Origin of the sequence: Trichocoleus sp. DQ-A3 (genome assembly GCF_039961975.1) — a bacterium.
GTDB lineage: Bacteria > Cyanobacteriota > Cyanobacteriia > Cyanobacteriales > FACHB-T130 > FACHB-T130.
In genome coordinates this window covers 555,434-571,368 of sequence record NZ_JAMPKC010000001.1, presented here as the reverse complement: position 1 = coordinate 571,368, position 15,935 = coordinate 555,434, and the positions used below count along the sequence as shown (strand labels likewise).

Below are 15,935 nucleotides of genomic sequence, written 5' to 3'. Positions count from 1 at the left end.
TAATAAAATTAAAAACTTATTAAGGGAATTTGTGACAGAAAAACGAAATTTTTGTGACTTAGATCCCTCAAGAACCTATGTAAATTAAGGTAAAAGTAAAAATTAAGAATATAAATATAGCTAACCCATCTGCGGAAAAACAGAATATGGTAAACCTGAGCCGGATAGGTATATTTGAAGCTATATCCCAAAAAATAACCAAAGCTAGTGCCAACAAAAATGTCGCCAGCATCGAATCTGGAGAAATATCCTGGGTGAAAGCGCCTATGCCTAGCCATGAAGCAGCAAGGCTGAAAGCCCTCAGGCAGTATGAGATTCTTGATACCGATCCCGAACAGGCTTTCGACGATCTAGCTCGTGTGGCTGCACATATTTGCGGAACACCGATTGCGCTGATCAGCCTCGTCGATGCGAATCGGCAGTGGTTCAAGTCAAAAGTCGGTGTGGAAGTATCAGAAACACCGCGAGATATCGCCTTTTGCTCCCATGCTATTCTGCAACCCGATTTGTTTATCGTCTCAGATGCACTAACCGACCAACGGTTTGCCACGAACCCTTTGGTAACGACTGACCCCAATATCCGCTTTTATGCAGGTGCGCCTTTAATCACACCCGCCGGTTATGCGCTGGGAACGCTGTGCGCGATCGACTTTGTGCCGCGTCAACTCAAGCCTGAGCAGCAAGAAGCCCTCTTATCACTGAGTCGTCAGGTCGTAGCGCAACTGGAACTAAGACGTAATTTAGTAAATATGCGACAAGCGATCGCTGAGCGCTTGCAAGCAGAAAGTCTCTTAGCTAGTCAGAAGCGTGTACTGGAAATGATTGCTAGAGGAGACTCTCTCAATAGCGTCCTGAACGTCTTATGCCGCAATATTGAGAAACATTCCAGTAAAATGCGATGTTCCGTTCTACTTCTGGATGAAAATGGGCGCAATCTCCGCCACGCCGCAGCACCTAGTCTTCCAGAAAGCTATAATCGTGCCCTTGACGGAATCGCCATTGGGTCGCGTGTTGTTTCTTGCGGGACAGCTGCCTATTGGAAGGAGCCTGTAATTGTCTCAGATATTGCCATCGATCCGTTGTGGCAAGATTACCGCGAGTTAGCGTTGAGCAACGAACTGCGAGCTTGTTGGTCTACACCAATTCTTAATTCGGATGGCAAGGTGTTGGGTACTTTTGCCATGTACGACTCCCAGCCTTGCACCCCTACTTCTTATGATTTACAACTGATTGAAATAGCGACAAACTTAGCAGGAATTGCCATTGAGCGCCAGCGGACAGAAACCGCACTCCAGAAAGCGCACGAAAAGCTAGAAAATCGGGTTCGGGAACGAACCCAAGAGCTAGAAAAAGCGAATCAGACATTACAAGCCGAAATGGAAGAGCGCCAGCGAGCAGAAGCGGCGCGGCGGGCATCAGAAGAGAGATTCTTTAAAGCCTTCCGTTCCACTCCTGACGCAATCACTATCAGTACGGTGGCAGAGGGACGCCTTGTTGAAGTCAACGATAGCTTGTTAAACATTACTGGTTATACCCGCGAAGAAATCATCGGTCGCACCACAGTTGAGCTGAAGATTTGGGCAAATCAGGAGCAGCGCGATCGCATGAAGCAGATATTGCTAGAGGAAGGGTCTGTTCGCAACATAGAATTTACCTTCCTTACAAAATCAGGTGAGGCGCGTGTGGCATTACTATCAGCAGAGATTATTGACTTTGACAATCAGCAATGTCTCCTCGCTGTGAGCCGAGATATTACCAGCCGCAAGCAAGCAGAAGAAGCACTTAGAGTACAACAAGAGTTTCTTCGCAATGTGATTGACTCCACCCCAAATTTAATTTTTGTCAAAGACTGGGACGGAAAATTTACTCTGGTTAACAAAGCATTAGCAAGTATTTATGGAACAACCGTTGAAAATTTGCTTGGCAAAACCGATGCAGATTTCAATCCAAATTTTGAGGAAGTAGAACGGTTTCTCTCTGATGACAGAGAAGTGATAATAGGAGAAACGGAAAAAATCATTTCTGAGGAGACCCTCACCGACTCTACAGGCAACGTGCGTTGGTTTCAAACCACTAAGAAGTCTCTAGTCTCGCCAGATGGAAAAGCCCGACAAGTGCTGGGTGTTGCTACAGATATTAGCGATCGCAAACTGGTAGAGGATCTATTAATCCACGATGCCTTTCACGATAAGCTGACAGGTTTAGCCAACCGCGCTCTATTCATGGAGCGGCTCGGACATTTGGTTGAGCTGACAAAACGGCGTCAAGATTACTTGTTTGCTGTACTGTTTCTGGATCTCGATCGCTTTAAGGTGATTAATGACAGCCTTGGACATACAATCGGCGATCAACTACTTGTCGAAATCGCTTACAGGCTCCAGAGGTGTCTGCGTCCTGGAGATATGGTTGCCCGTCTTGGGGGAGATGAGTTCACGATTCTTCTAGAAGATATTCAAGATGTGAGTGACGCCACCCGCGTTGCGAACCAAATTCAAAATGAACTCGCTTTACCTTTTAACCTAAACGGGCAGGAAGTCTTTACCAGTGCCAGTATTGGCATTGCCTTTAACACTACAGATTCTCACCAGCCGCAAGACCTCCTACGCGATGCCGACATTGCCATGTATCGTGCTAAGGCATTGGGTAGAGCGCGTCATGAGGTCTTCGACATGACGATGCACACTCGCGCTGTGGAACTTTTGCAGTTAGTAACTGACTTGAGGCAGGCTGTTAATCGCCAAGAGTTTCTACTTCACTACCAGCCCATTGTTTCGCTCTCCACAGGTCAAATTACTGGATTTGAAGCTCTAGTGCGCTGGCAGCATCCAGAACGCGGTTTGATTTCTCCAGCTGAGTTTATTCCAGTAGCAGAAGAAACTGGACTAATCGTTCCTATCGGTTGGTGGGTATTACAGGAAGCGTGCCGTCAGATGTATGTATGGCAAAAACAACTTGTTAATGATTCATCATCCGGTGTTCCTGGCAACAAACCATTAAGCATCAACCATCAACCATTAACTATTAGCGTAAATCTATCGAGCAAACAGTTTACGCAACCTCATCTCGCTCAAGCAGTCCATCAAATTTTAGAAGAAACAGATTTAGATCCTGGCTGTTTGCGGTTAGAAATCACTGAAAGCGCGGTGATGGAAAATGCTGAATCTGCGATCGCGACCCTCTTACAATTGAAAAAACTAGGCGTCCAACTCTATATTGATGACTTCGGCACGGGTTATTCATCTTTAAGTTATCTGCACCGATTTCCGATTGATACGTTGAAAATTGACCGCTCTTTCGTCGGTAGAATGAGCAGTGATAGCGAGAATTGGGAGATTGTCCGTACCATTATCACACTGGCTCACAACTTGGGTTTGGATGTGGTGGCAGAAGGAGTAGAAACAGCAGAGCAACTTGCCCAACTCAGAACCCTGCAATGCGAGTATGGACAAGGTTACTTTTTCTCCCGACCTCTGGATGTTGCATCTGTCGAGACATTCATGGCGGCAGAGCATCAGTGGTGAGGAAAATCGGCTGTTTTGTTCTGAGAATGTGGATTTTCCTAACACCCTACAGAGACAGTAACGGGAGCATCCCCTGAATTGCGTTCCGGGTCTTGGCGTATGCGTTCTCTTTGCTGCTGGTTTTCCCCATAAATTTAATAATTTTTTGGGTTCAAATTAGAAAAAATAAATACAATAAGTATAAATACATATTCAACCGAAAAAGGTTGGAGTTAGCCATGAACAATGTGCAGTACGCTTTTGTACTTCGACGACTGGCTACTATTTTGGCTGTAGCGATTTTGTCTTTGAGCCTGACAGCAGCCGTCACCGGAATTCTTCTATCTTTCTATTACGAACCGACCGCAGGTGGAGCCTATAATTCCTTAAGGGAAATCAAATCAGAGATTCCCAATGGTTGGCTAATTCAGCGTCTCCATGAGATTGCTGGAAATGGATTAGTCGGGACTTCTCTGATAGCGATCGTTGTGATGTTTCTGGGTGAAAAATTTCGCCGAAGCTGGCTGACCGCTTGGATTAGCGGAATTTTATTAACTTTGGTAGCGATCGCGCTTGGTTGGACTGCCATGCTTCTCGATTGGACACAGTTAGGGTACTGGCGTTTCACCATCGAATTAGGCACAGTAGAAGCCGTCCCTGGAATTGGTTCCCTACTCCGAGAAATCCTCACGGGGGGTGGAGCCATCAATACGGTAACAGTTGCCCATTTGTACACGTTGCATAGTTACATTCTTTCAATTGGGGCACTGATTCTGGCAGTGATTCATCTCGGAGGACTATTGCTACAAGAAAAAGAAGAGAAGCAGACGCTGATAGAATCAGAAGCAAAATTAAGCTGACATACATCTAAATCACCCAAAAAAACTCAAACGTCTATGTCCGTCCCTCACCAACTGGCGGTTGGCAGCAATAGACAAGCCATTGTCATCGGTGGCAGTATGGCTGGGCTACTGGCAGCGCGAGTGCTTGCCGAACGCTTTGATCAAGTGACGATTATTGAACGCGATCGCATCGCAGACAAACCGGAGACGCGCCGAGGCGTACTCCAAGCCCACCAAGCTCACGTTCTGCTGTTGCGGGGGCAGCAGATTTTAGAGCAACTGTTTCCTGGGTTAGGTACTGAATTAGCGGCTGCTGGGGCTACTGCTTTGGACTGGACGTTAGACTGTCCCATGCTAGATTTTGGCGGCTGGGCACCCCGCTTTCCCTCCGGTCTGGTGACTCGTGCCTGTAGTCGGAACCTGCTGGAGTGGATGATTCGCCGCCGACTGGCTGCTTACAGCAATGTACGCATTCTGGAAGAAAGCCAAGCAACCGAGTTGTTGTCCGACACCAGCAAAACTAAGGTAACGGGCGTACAGGTGCAATTTCACAACCACGGGCAAAACACTAGCGCCGCAGATGTAGAGACGCAAAATTCCGCGTCTCTACCAGCCGATCTGGTCGTGGATGCAACTGGACGGAATTCCAAAACCCCTGAGTGGATAAAGGCATTAGGTTACACACCGCCTCAAGAGACAGTCATTAACTCCTTTTTAGGCTACGCCAGCCGTTGGTATCAACGTCCAGCGGATTTCCAAAGCGATTGGAAATCCATCGTGGTGTGGTCTAAACCAGGGGAAAACTCTCGCGGTGGGCTGCTTTATCCCTGTGAGGGTGACGCTTTTGTGATCACCCTGGCTGGTTTGGGTCGAGACTATCCACCCAGCGACGAAGCTGGCTTTTTGGAATTTGCCCGCAGCTTGCGATCGCCCATTCTCTACGAAGTGGTCAAACAAGCCCGACCGATTTCACCCATCTACTGTCATCGCGGCACAGAAAACCGCCTGCGTCACTACGAACAATCCAGACTGCCAGAAAACTTTGTCGTCTTAGGTGATGCCGTCTGTTCCTTCAATCCTATCTACGGTCAAGGCATGACCGCGGCGGCGATGGCTGCGTTAACGCTGGAGGAGTGCTTGAAAGAGCAATTTCAGCGTCACTCTCAAGACGATTTAACGGGTTTAACGCGGCGCTTTCAAAAGCAACTGGCAAAAGTGAATCATATCCCTTGGCTGATGGCAACAGGCGAGGATTTCCGCTGGCCTACGACCGAGGGCGGTCAAGCCGATCTGAAGACCCGATTTATGCAACGGTATCTGGATCGTGTGAGGTTAATCACGATTGAGAGTCCCGTAGCCTTCAAAGTTTTCATAGAAGTCCTGCACCTGCTGAAACCACCCACGGCGTTGTTTCAGCCTCGTATCTTAGTGCAAGTGCTAAGGCAGTTCATCAATCGGCGTCAGCAAGATCAACCGAATGTTAATGAACTATCTCTTCCGAACCTGCCGTCTTCTGCTGTTGATTCGTTAACCTGAAGAGTGTTCGCATCGGCGATGAATCGCCGATGCCATGATTACAACAGCAAAGGAGGTATCTATGTCTGTGCTAGAGGGTTCTTGGAAGCACGAATATATCACCAGCAACGGAATTAAGCTGCACTACGTCACTCAGGGAGAAGGCCCTTTGATGCTGATGCTGCATGGGTTCCCGGAATTTTGGTACTCCTGGCGGCATCTAATCCCCGAATTTGCCAAAGATTATAAAGTCGTCGCCCTCGACTTGCGCGGTTATAACGACAGCGATAAGCCAGCAGCTCAATCGGCTTATGTGATGGATGAATTTATTAAAGATGTTGAAGGGGTAATTCAGGGACTCGGATACTCTAGCTGCGTGCTGGTGGGTCATGACTGGGGGGGCGCGATCGCTTGGAATTTTGCCTACTCATACCCCACGATGGTGGACAAGTTGATTGTGCTAAATCTGCCTCACCCTGCCAAATTTGCCGAAAATATGCGTAATCCTCAACAACTATTACGCAGTTCCTATATCTTCTTTTTTCAGCTACCGTGGCTACCAGAATTTCTTTTACAATCCTTCGATTACCAATCGATTGAAACGGCTATCGCGGGTATGGCTGTTAATAAGAATGCCTTCACCAAAGCCGATCTGGATGCCTATAAACAAGCTGCTGCAAAACCCGGTGCCCTGACAGCCAGCCTGAACTATTATCGCAATCTTTTTCAGCAGAGAATGCTCAGTCAAGATTGGAGTATTCTCCAGGTTCCTACGCTAATGATTTGGGGAGAGCAAGATACTGCACTTGGTAAAGAACTGACTTACGGAACTGAAGCGTATGTCAAAGACTTGACGATTAAATACATCCCCGACTCTAGCCATTGGGTTCAGCAAGAGAAACCGCAACTGGTCACTCAATATATGCGAGAGTTCCTTGCCGCTACCAGCAGCTGATCGATTGCTGATTCTGCAACTTTTTAAAGTAGCTCACTTTGCTGCTGAGATTAGCTTTCAAGGTGCCAATCAAGAGGCTGAAGCTGCTTTTTAAATTCTAAGCAGCTCCAGCCTTAAAGCGACAGATTGCCAATCTATCAACAATATTACCTTAGTCTCATCTAAGAGCGATCGCGCTTTCCTGACGATGTGGGGAAAATGCGAGCGCGTGGTTTATTTTGGCAATTTTGCTCTAATTGTGTCACAAAATTCTATAAAATTCCCGAAGGTAGCCAATTGGTGTGGCTGAGCTTTAATTCTCTGCCTTAATTCATTCAAATAGTATGCTTCTAACACATCACCTGGGTTTCTTTTATTATAGGTAATATTTTTTTCTTCAAATAAGGCTTTTAAATAAGCACAATGAAACTGAGCGTGAGTATTAAAATCGTTATATTTGCCCATCAATTCAGGGTCATCGACTGACACATCATAATAGCAGCTATAGTTTTTTAACAAAGGTTGGTTTTGAGGATTTCTTGAATAAATTTTCCGATTACCCAGAAACCACGTTTCTATACATCTATTTTGGACAATGATAACAAGCTTTGTCTTTCCTAGTTCAAAACTTTCCGTTCTCATAAATTCATCAATTTCATTTCTAATATCTGCAACAGTATTTTCTTCTGCATCAAGACATATCACAAAATAGTCATACTTTCCACTTAAATTTATTTCTTCAATTGCTCTGGGAATGAAATCATAAATGAGAGAAGGATAACCTTCACCACTTATAAGGTAATAGTTTTTTTCATTCACCAGCTCGTAAGCATCAACTCGCTGTAGTTCTGGTAAAAGATGGCCTAACCAAGCTGGATAAACTTTTTTTTCAGTTCTTACTCCTTCTACAAGAAAATAAAGATTCATTCAACTGCTATTCCTTCGCTGTAAGCTTCAAGATTTAGTAGTTGAATAAAAGCTTGATGTCTAGATTTTCCTATGTTAAAATCCTGAGCATCTTTTACGGTTACTATACCGCCTCTGCGAGTAACTATTTTCCAGTGTTCCATGCCAATATTATTAATAATGTAAGGGTGATGGCTGGTTATGATAAATTGCAGATTTCTATGTTGCACCAACAAATCTTCAGTTAAAACATCAATACAGTTAACACCTAAACTATTCTCAAATTCGTCGATGAGAATCACACTTCCTTCAGGCGCTAAGTATAATTCGCTAATCTGCATTAAAGTTTTAAACATTCCTGAAGAAATGCTTTGTTGAATTATCCATCTATCAATACCTTTTTCTTTTATTTGAACAAAAGTGAAGCCATTTAAAAAAGTTGTGAAGAGTGAACTTTCCAAGGCTTTCTCTAAATCTTTATTTTTATCAAATCCTATTTTGATATCTTCTACTTGGGGAAATATTTGGATAAAACGTTTTTTAATCTTATGAAACACGTCGTCCAAGAGAAATTTATACACAAATGCAAGTTTCAATTTAGTTGGTAAATTACTTTTTTTAATATTTTCTTCTAAAAAATTATTTTCCAAATTATTTTCTAAGAGTTTTGCCAGTTTTAGTAATCTCTCTTTTACAGTCTCAATTCTCACGTCTGAATCAAACTCTATGATTTTCTCAAATCCTTCCTTTACAGGAGCAATATCTTCCTCTTCACTTAGAATTTCTACTAAGCTTTTAAAAGGTGATAGCTTTGGAGTTATCTTTTTTTTAAATTCTATTTTACTTGAATCTCTTTTAGCAATTTCGTTACCTTCTTTATACAAACATTCGTTTAAAATCCTAAATTTAGAACCTTCATCTTCAGTATCAAGAATCTCTCCGATCAATCCCTTATTTTCAAACTCCCCTTTCCATCGATACTCAATATTGTTTGTACTTTCAAATGTAATATCCCATTGCACTCCATTCAAAGATTCTCCGTTAACTATTCTCTTTAAATTTAAAATGGACTTAATAATCTGAGTTTTGCCAACCCCCGATACACCAACAAGTAAGGTGAGGTTGGAAAAACTCTTAGTAAAATCAACTTTATTTAAGTGCCATTCCAACGCTTTGTTATAATATTCGATTGTTTTAATTTTCATAACTAATCTCCCCTTCAGTCACATAAATTACAACGATTAGCTTGAACTGGCTAATATACTGAAGGTATAGCTGTTAAACACCTACAGCCTAAATTCTTAGACATATTAGCAAAATATTTGTACAGCTCTATTAACTGAATGTATGGTGCAGGACTTACACAAGTGTAATAGCGATCGCTCTCCACTATTATTTTTCCTCTATTCCAAAAAAGCCATCTGAGCCAGAGGCGCGATCACCTCCTCCACTCTCCTTCCCCCGCCACTGCAAAAACAAGACACAATAGTTAACAGACTCGCCCAGAGCATCCTAAAATCAAAGATTGCCCCTAAAAGTTCCTTACCATGTCCTCAGATGATATCCGCGCCACGCGGTTAGAGAAAGTCGAACAGCTAAAGCAACTGGGAATGAATCCCTACGCTTACCAGTGGGAATCCAGCCACCATGCGGCTCAATTGCAGGAAAAATATGCAGATTTGCCAAGCGGTGAAGAAGTAGAAGTAGAAGTCGCCATTGCTGGACGCATTATGGCGCGTCGCGTCTTCGGCAAACTCGCCTTCTTTACCTTGCAAGACGAAACTGGCTCGATTCAGCTGTACTTGGAGAAGAAAAGAATCGATGAAGGGATGGCGGATGTCCCGGATGCCTTTAAACACCTAAAGGATCTAACGGATGGCGGGGACATTCTAGGAGCCAAGGGGACAGTTAAACGCACGGAAAAGGGTGAGCTATCAGTTTACGTCAAGCAGTACGCGATTCTCACCAAGTCGCTGCTGCCTTTACCGGATAAGTGGCATGGATTGACGGATGTCGCCAAGCGCTATCGTCAGCGTTACGTGGATTTGATTGTCAATCCGGAAGTGCGAGAAACTTTCCGACGCCGCGCTCTGATTACCGCCGGAATTCGCCGCTATTTGGATAAACTGGGCTTTATTGAAATTGAAACGCCAGTGTTACAAGGAGAAGCTGGCGGTGCGGATGCGCGTCCCTTCATCACCTATCACAACACGCTGGATATGGAGTTGTATCTGCGGATTGCCACAGAACTCCATCTGAAGCGGCTAATTGTGGGTGGATTTGAGAAGGTGTTTGAACTGGGGCGGATTTTCCGGAATGAGGGGATTTCCACTCGCCACAATCCCGAATTCACCACGATTGAGGTTTATCAAGCCTACGCCGACTATCAGGACATGATGGCGCTGACGGAGGGAATTATTACCACTGTGGCGCAAGAGGTGCTGGGGACGCTGGAAATTACTTATCAAGGCGAGCCGATTAATTTAACACCGCCTTGGCGTCGCGTTACCATGCACGACTTAGTGAAGGAGCAAACCGGCTTAGATTTTACCGCTTTCCCAACGCTGGAAGCCGCGAAAGCAGCAGCAAGTGAGGCAGGTATCGGAGGCGCAGAAGAATGCGAATCGATTGGCAAAATTCTTAACGAAGCCTTTGAGCAAAAATGCGAACCAAATCTGATTCAGCCAACGTTTGTGCTGGATTATCCGGTGGAAATTTCGCCCTTGGCTAAGCCGCACCGCTCGAAACCGGGATTGGTAGAGCGATTTGAGCTATTTATTGTGGGACGGGAAACGGCGAATAGTTTCTCAGAATTAACCGATCCTATCGACCAGCGGCAACGGCTGGAAGCGCAAGCGGCGCGGAAGGCGGCGGGAGATTTGGAAGCGCAAGGCGTGGATGAAGATTTCCTGACAGCGCTGGAGTATGGAATGCCGCCGACGGGTGGTTTAGGGATTGGGATTGACCGCTTAGTGATGCTGCTAACGGATTGTGCCAGCATTCGGGATGCGATCGCTTTCCCCCTCCTCAAACCCGAAAAATCCGACGCCACCCCAGAATCAACCTAACCCCAGCCCCTTCCCTACTAAGGAAGGGGAGAATTAAAAAGAACCCAACAACCCAAAAATTTCTTCCTTTTCCTTCTCAGTAACAAACATTTCTCCCGAACCCTCCCCTTGCAGGGGAAGGTTCGGGAGAAATAGGGAGGGGTTAAGGAAAGGTCAATATCGCTAATTCGATACTTCTGCCATTTCAATCACGCGACCATCCAAATCTTTTACCAAAAAATTCAATGGTTTGTCGCGGCGAATTTTGTGCTTGACGCCCCGCATTTGCACCCGCATCAGCACCATCTCTAGGCAATCGTGGTCAAAACAAACGTGGCGCTGCTGGTTTTTCTTCCCCAAACTGGCTCCAGAAATTACGTGCAGTTGGGTGTTCTTCTTGAGCTGATACCATAAACCTTCCGTACCATTCAGCTTTTGGGTAGCGGTGCTTCCTCCCAACGTGGGTGAGAGATAAAGCGGATCGATGGCAGTAGCTCCCAACGTTTGCTCGTAGTTGTAGTAGTAGTGCAGCGGCACTTCTGCGACTGGCAAATCTAACAAGCCTTCATAAAACTGTCGCGCCGTGTCTAAATCGGACACCATGACGGTATGGACTTTTGGGGCGCTGGTGAGAAACATCCACATAGCACCAGCGTAGGCTGCCAAGAGCATCACCATGATGCCTTGAGTAGACAAGAGACCATCTAGAGGTAATTCAGGGAAAAAAGCACCTAAATGAACGAGCTGAGGCAGAAGAGAAATCGTATCAATTGCTGCTAGAACCATGAACCTACAAGGCTTGAAGAACTCTATTGAAAACTAAACTTACGGTTGCACATAACACTTTGACTGTAAAGCAGTCAAGAGCGCTATTTAATTCTATCAAGCTTAAACGAGTCTCTAAAATACTCTGTAAGTCTGCCGAAGTTAATAAAACTGACGCTGCAAGTCATCCAGCTCGATACTGAGACAAAGCGATCGCTACGATTTCAGATACCCGATTTCTCTATGAAGTCGGGTATCTTGCCTTCACAAAATGAGAAAGATAATCAGAAGGATGCGAGTTTGTTGAGCGCGATCGCTATTCAATCCATCGCAGTGAAGCCCTCAAAGCAGCTAAAAAAATAAAGGGCGATTGGCACTCTTCCCACCGACTAAAAATACAAGTATCATTTCCATTCCTGAAAACACTAGATATATTAGGGATCGTTCCTGGATAGAATGACTCCAGTAAGTGATTCAAAATCGTGCAAATTCCTCATTTCCCTGAAAGCAATCATCCGATTGTCAAATCGCTGTTTCATTACAGCGATCAGGAATTACTGACTTTGTTTCAGCGCCATCCGGAGCAGGGGCGCTTCTTCGTAGCGCTTTTTAGTCGCTATAGTCCGATTGTTTATACCCTGATTCAGCATTTGGCGCGATCGCCTGTACAAGCAGACTACCTCTTCGCCCTCACCTGGCGGCACATCTACTTTGAGCTAGGCGGACTGGATTTGCGCGATGTTAGCGGGACTGGGATGCTAACGTTCCAGAACTGGCTGATCAACATTACTGCTGTATGTATCAACCAGGCAGAATTGCCACCCGTGGAGTCAATTCATTACAACCTACAAGCGGCTTCCCCGCCCCTGTGGTGTTATGTCGAACAAGCGTTGGAGCGATTCCCGCCGATGCTGCGATTGATGGTGCTGATGGCGCAGACCTTTAACTGGAGTCATACGCGGATTGCCGCTTATCTCCAGGCAGAGGGAGAAACAATTTCTCCCGCACAGGTTCAAGTCAAGCTCCAAGAAGGGTATCAACTGTTAGAAGCTTCTTTACCAGAGGATATTCGCACAATTTATCTGGTAGGAGCAGCTAAGCAACAAAAAGGTGAGAAGCAAGAGGCAAGTGGAGCGATTAGCTATGAGTTATGAGGAGCGAGGGTGGTTGTTTGCAGCATTCGCCAAACTAGGCAAAAATAGGGCACAAAAAATAGAAGAGAACAATGCTAATAAATTGAGATTCTTTTCTGTTTCTTTTATCTTTTTACTGTTTACTTTTTACTTGCCGAGCAGTGCCAAAGCCGTTAGTATTGACCAACAACTCAGTATCCCCTTGAACAATGGCACCCAAGGATATGCGAGGGAAGATGCTGACCGACTGCTGCGATTGGGCGCACAGGAGGAACAGAGAGGGAACCTGGCAAAAGCAATTCCCTACTGGATACAAGCACTGGATATTTATCAACAAATAGGCGATCGGCGGGCAATCGGTCAGACATACGATTATTTAGGTCTTACTTACGCCCGCTTGGGACGCTACTTTGAGGCGGAAGATGCCCTGCGACGCCGGTTGGCGGTTGCCCGCGACGAACCAGACTTCCAGGGGCAGATTTATGGCTTAAATAACGTCGGCACCGTTTTGCTGCAACGAGGTGCCGTGCAGGCGGCTTCAGCAAGCTTTTCTGAAGCACTGGCAATTGCCCAAAGCATCAACAGCCAAGCTGGAGAAGGACTGTCGCTGAGTAATCTGGGATTGGCAGCGGCGAATACTGGCGATTATTTGCAAGCGATTAAACGTTACGAAGAAGCCTTGATTTTTCGGCGTCGCGGGAAAGACCCGCTGGGCGAGGCGAATACAGTGAATAATTTGGGAGATGCTTATCTGGCACTCAATCAATATCGGGATGCCCAGATTTCATACCGTGGGGCACTGAGATTGGGTCGGCAAACACGCGATCGCTCAACTCAATATCGAGCGATTGATGGTCTGCTGGTCGTCTACAGCAAGCTTAGGCAGTATCAGGAGGGTTTTGAACTGCTCGATCGCCGCTTAACCTTGGCTCAGGAATCGCAAAATTTGCGGCAAGAACTAGAATCGCTCAGGTTATTTGCCCAACTTTATCAGGTCAGCGGCAACCCAGTAACGGCGCGGACCTTCTACCAACGAGCGATCGTTTTGGCGCGTACTCTTGGGGATGAGCAGGAAGAAGCACTTTTGCTCAACAATTTGGCTCAAATTCGGATTAGATAAAGCGTTTGAATCAAAAGAGAAATGTAGGGATGCAAAGCTTTGCATCCCTACATTTGTAATTATGGAAATATTAAAACGGTTAGTTCAGCAAGACATTCCCGTTTTCCTGGATAGTCATGGCATTTTTGTCAACACTAAGATCCGTTGTTTCCTCTAAAACCACCTCTAACATTCCCTGTTCGCCTGATGTTTGGGGAACGACTCTCAACAGTGCGCCATTCGGACGTTGAAAGGTCAGATTTACAGGGGTTTTCAAGCCTTGGAGCGTAATATTATCTCTACCCGGTAGTCTTCTCTGATTGGTATCGCCCAGCACCTGGTAAGTAATGGGATCGCCGGTTTGGTTAATCAGCCTGACATTCACCATCCCGTTCATGGGCATCACGTTAGAAGCGGGAGATTGTAGCTGTTCCGGGGCTGGTGCTTGAATCACAGCACCCGGTTGTGTCGGCGGTGCCGTCTCAGCGCCCGGTCTTGGCGGCGCTGGGGATGTTGTCTCAGTTGCGGAACCTGGCTGGAGTGGCGGAGCGGCTGGGCAACCTGCGGGAGGACGAATGCCCGCTTGAATGTATCTAGATTCGTAGAAAATGCTAGGACAAGGATTTAGCGGCGAAGCACCCTGAGCGTTATTCTGCAATTGGTTGACATTGCTGGGAGTGGAGTTATTTTGCATCATGCGATCGCCACTTGCAGGTGGTTGCATCATGCGATCGCCACTTGCAGGTGGTTGCATCATGCCCTCTCCACTAGCGGGGGGTTGCATCAGGCGATCGCGAGTATCGCGCGGTTGGTCGATCTCCCCTGGAGCCGAGTTCATCTGAGCCAGCGCTGGTAAGCCAAAGAGCAAACTCCCGCAAATCGCGCCTGCTAACGCTAGTGTTTTTTTGATTGGCTGATGTTTGTGAATCATGATTGATTCTCCTTTAATTCAGTTTTTTAAAAGCATTTATACTGCCCGACTTCAGCAATTTGGTACTCGTCGGGCAGCAAAAAAAGATTTAAATTCTAGTCAGTAAAAGGCGAAAGTAAAGAATTTGCTCTTTTTACTTTTGCCTTTTTCAAAAAGTTAGGCTTGCTCCCAGAGTTCTCTAATTTTGTCGGGTAAGAAGCCAGCAATTTCCTGAATCCGTTCTTCGGACAATTCATCTTTTGTCGCCGAGAACACAGCCTTAATTGCCATTTCTGGTTCTACCCCTTGCGGCAAACCTGCTTCTTGGCGAATCCGGAATAGAAAAGTATCAGCCTTAATGATCAGGGGAGGACGAATCCGGCTAAGGAAATGGACAATTGGATTGGTATCCTGCCACAAGTCAGCAATTTCGTTTTGCAGCGCCTTATCTTCTGTCGGTTCTACTGGTTCATGCAGTTCAGAAGTCACCCGATCGGCGGCTTCATTCGTCATCATATCCCGCATGGTACGGAACACAACCTCACTGATATCTCTAGCATCAAAGATATCTTCCAGTTCGCCCCTGAACATCACTTTCTCTAGGAAGGGCATATCTTTTGTGGCAATGGGAACCACAGGACCTTCCTTAAGGGCTGCTGGCGGGTTTTCCTCCATTTTTTCCAACAGGCGTTGCCCTTTTTCGGTCAGTCTGGCACTTTTAAATTTAATTAGATGAGGTGCTAAACCATCAGAGGGATCGTAGGAATTGGCAATGCGGAAGTCGAACTCTTTCGGATTAACGACATCCGTAGTATCTTCCTGATTAGCGTAAGCATTGCCAGTAAATTCAGCATCGATATACTGCTTTTGATTTAAATAATCAAGATGCCCCATCAAGTCGGTTTCTGTGACTTGTCTACCAGCGAAGTCTGCCGCCGTGAAGGCTACTTCATGCTTACCCGGTTCGCTGTCACCTTCGTGAATTTTTTTGAGTAAAATGTAAGCAACATCTTCTCTTAAGGGTATTGTCATCAGAATCTCCTTATATTTTGAATGTCGGATTTAGTAAACGCGGCGCTTTGCCCTAAACTTTCCATAAGAAAGGACTCGTATATAACGAGTAGAGCAATTGAAACTCAAAGAGAGTTTTAAAACCACTTTTGGGTCTAAATTTGGCTAAATTGCCTTAGCCGCTATTCAAGAAATTAGTAGGTCAAGCTTGATCCCTGCATCTGCCAGGGGAAGCATTTCTAAAGTAGAGTCTTCGGAAGGATGCAGGAAGAG

12 protein-coding genes are annotated in these 15,935 nt (G+C 45.7%); 7 read left to right on the top strand and 5 right to left on the bottom strand.

Features of this window, described 5'->3' with window-relative positions; translation table 11 throughout:
- Nucleotides 1-146 precede the first annotated feature (146 nt).
- The 4 genes from NDI44_RS02335 (at nt 147) to NDI44_RS02320 (ending at nt 6,812) form a co-directional block, all read left to right on the top strand.
- Nucleotides 147-3,521, top strand: coding sequence for an EAL domain-containing protein (locus NDI44_RS02335; RefSeq protein WP_190413476.1), 3,375 nt, complete (start codon nt 147-149; stop codon nt 3,519-3,521).
- Between the two features lie 218 nt (nt 3,522-3,739).
- Nucleotides 3,740-4,360 (top strand): cytochrome b N-terminal domain-containing protein, encoded by a 621-nt coding sequence (locus NDI44_RS02330; protein ID WP_190413474.1) that lies wholly within the window; start codon nt 3,740-3,742, stop codon nt 4,358-4,360.
- 36 nt (nt 4,361-4,396) lie between these two features.
- A complete protein-coding gene (locus tag NDI44_RS02325) occupies nt 4,397-5,878 on the top strand; it encodes an FAD-dependent monooxygenase (RefSeq protein WP_190413473.1) in 1,482 nt (493 codons plus the stop codon).
- 61 nt (nt 5,879-5,939) lie between these two features.
- Nucleotides 5,940-6,812, top strand: coding sequence for an alpha/beta hydrolase (locus NDI44_RS02320; RefSeq protein ID WP_190413471.1), 873 nt, complete (start codon nt 5,940-5,942; stop codon nt 6,810-6,812).
- A gap of 213 nt (nt 6,813-7,025) precedes the next feature.
- Here the strand turns inward: NDI44_RS02320 and NDI44_RS02315 are convergent, their stop codons facing one another.
- Both NDI44_RS02315 and NDI44_RS02310 read right to left on the bottom strand, forming a co-directional pair.
- Nucleotides 7,026-7,718 (bottom strand): hypothetical protein, encoded by a 693-nt coding sequence (locus NDI44_RS02315; RefSeq protein ID WP_190413468.1) that lies wholly within the window; start codon nt 7,716-7,718, stop codon nt 7,026-7,028.
- Nucleotides 7,715-8,902: an AAA family ATPase gene (locus tag NDI44_RS02310; protein WP_190413466.1), complete on the bottom strand. Its 1,188-nt coding sequence runs from the start codon at nt 8,900-8,902 to the stop codon at nt 7,715-7,717. The genes NDI44_RS02315 and NDI44_RS02310 overlap by 4 nt, the downstream gene beginning before the upstream one ends.
- A gap of 342 nt (nt 8,903-9,244) precedes the next feature.
- On the opposite strand from NDI44_RS02310, the gene lysS reads away from it, so the two are divergent.
- A complete protein-coding gene (gene lysS / locus NDI44_RS02305; RefSeq protein WP_190413464.1) occupies nt 9,245-10,765 on the top strand; it encodes a lysine--tRNA ligase in 1,521 nt (506 codons plus the stop codon).
- Nucleotides 10,766-10,927: 162 nt separating this feature from the next.
- Here lysS and NDI44_RS02300 read toward each other — a convergent pair whose 3' ends face one another.
- Nucleotides 10,928-11,530, bottom strand: a complete 603-nt coding sequence (locus NDI44_RS02300) for a glyoxalase-like domain protein (protein ID WP_190413462.1) — start codon at nt 11,528-11,530, stop codon at nt 10,928-10,930.
- Between the two features lie 461 nt (nt 11,531-11,991).
- Between NDI44_RS02300 and NDI44_RS02295 the strand changes: the two genes are divergently transcribed.
- A complete protein-coding gene (locus NDI44_RS02295; protein WP_190413460.1) occupies nt 11,992-12,663 on the top strand; it encodes a sigma-70 family RNA polymerase sigma factor in 672 nt (223 codons plus the stop codon).
- On the top strand, nt 12,653-13,762 hold the full coding sequence (locus NDI44_RS02290) for a tetratricopeptide repeat protein (protein ID WP_190413459.1): 1,110 nt from the start codon (nt 12,653-12,655) through the stop codon (nt 13,760-13,762). The genes NDI44_RS02295 and NDI44_RS02290 overlap by 11 nt, the downstream gene beginning before the upstream one ends.
- A gap of 79 nt (nt 13,763-13,841) precedes the next feature.
- Here the strand turns inward: NDI44_RS02290 and NDI44_RS02285 are convergent, their stop codons facing one another.
- Both NDI44_RS02285 and NDI44_RS02280 read right to left on the bottom strand, forming a co-directional pair.
- Nucleotides 13,842-14,672, bottom strand: a complete 831-nt coding sequence (locus NDI44_RS02285) for a hypothetical protein (RefSeq protein ID WP_190413456.1) — start codon at nt 14,670-14,672, stop codon at nt 13,842-13,844.
- Between the two features lie 156 nt (nt 14,673-14,828).
- Nucleotides 14,829-15,683 carry a DUF2267 domain-containing protein gene (locus NDI44_RS02280; RefSeq protein WP_190413454.1) on the bottom strand — a complete coding sequence of 285 codons (855 nt, stop codon included), beginning with the start codon at nt 15,681-15,683 and terminating at the stop codon, nt 14,829-14,831.
- Nucleotides 15,684-15,935 lie beyond the last annotated feature (252 nt).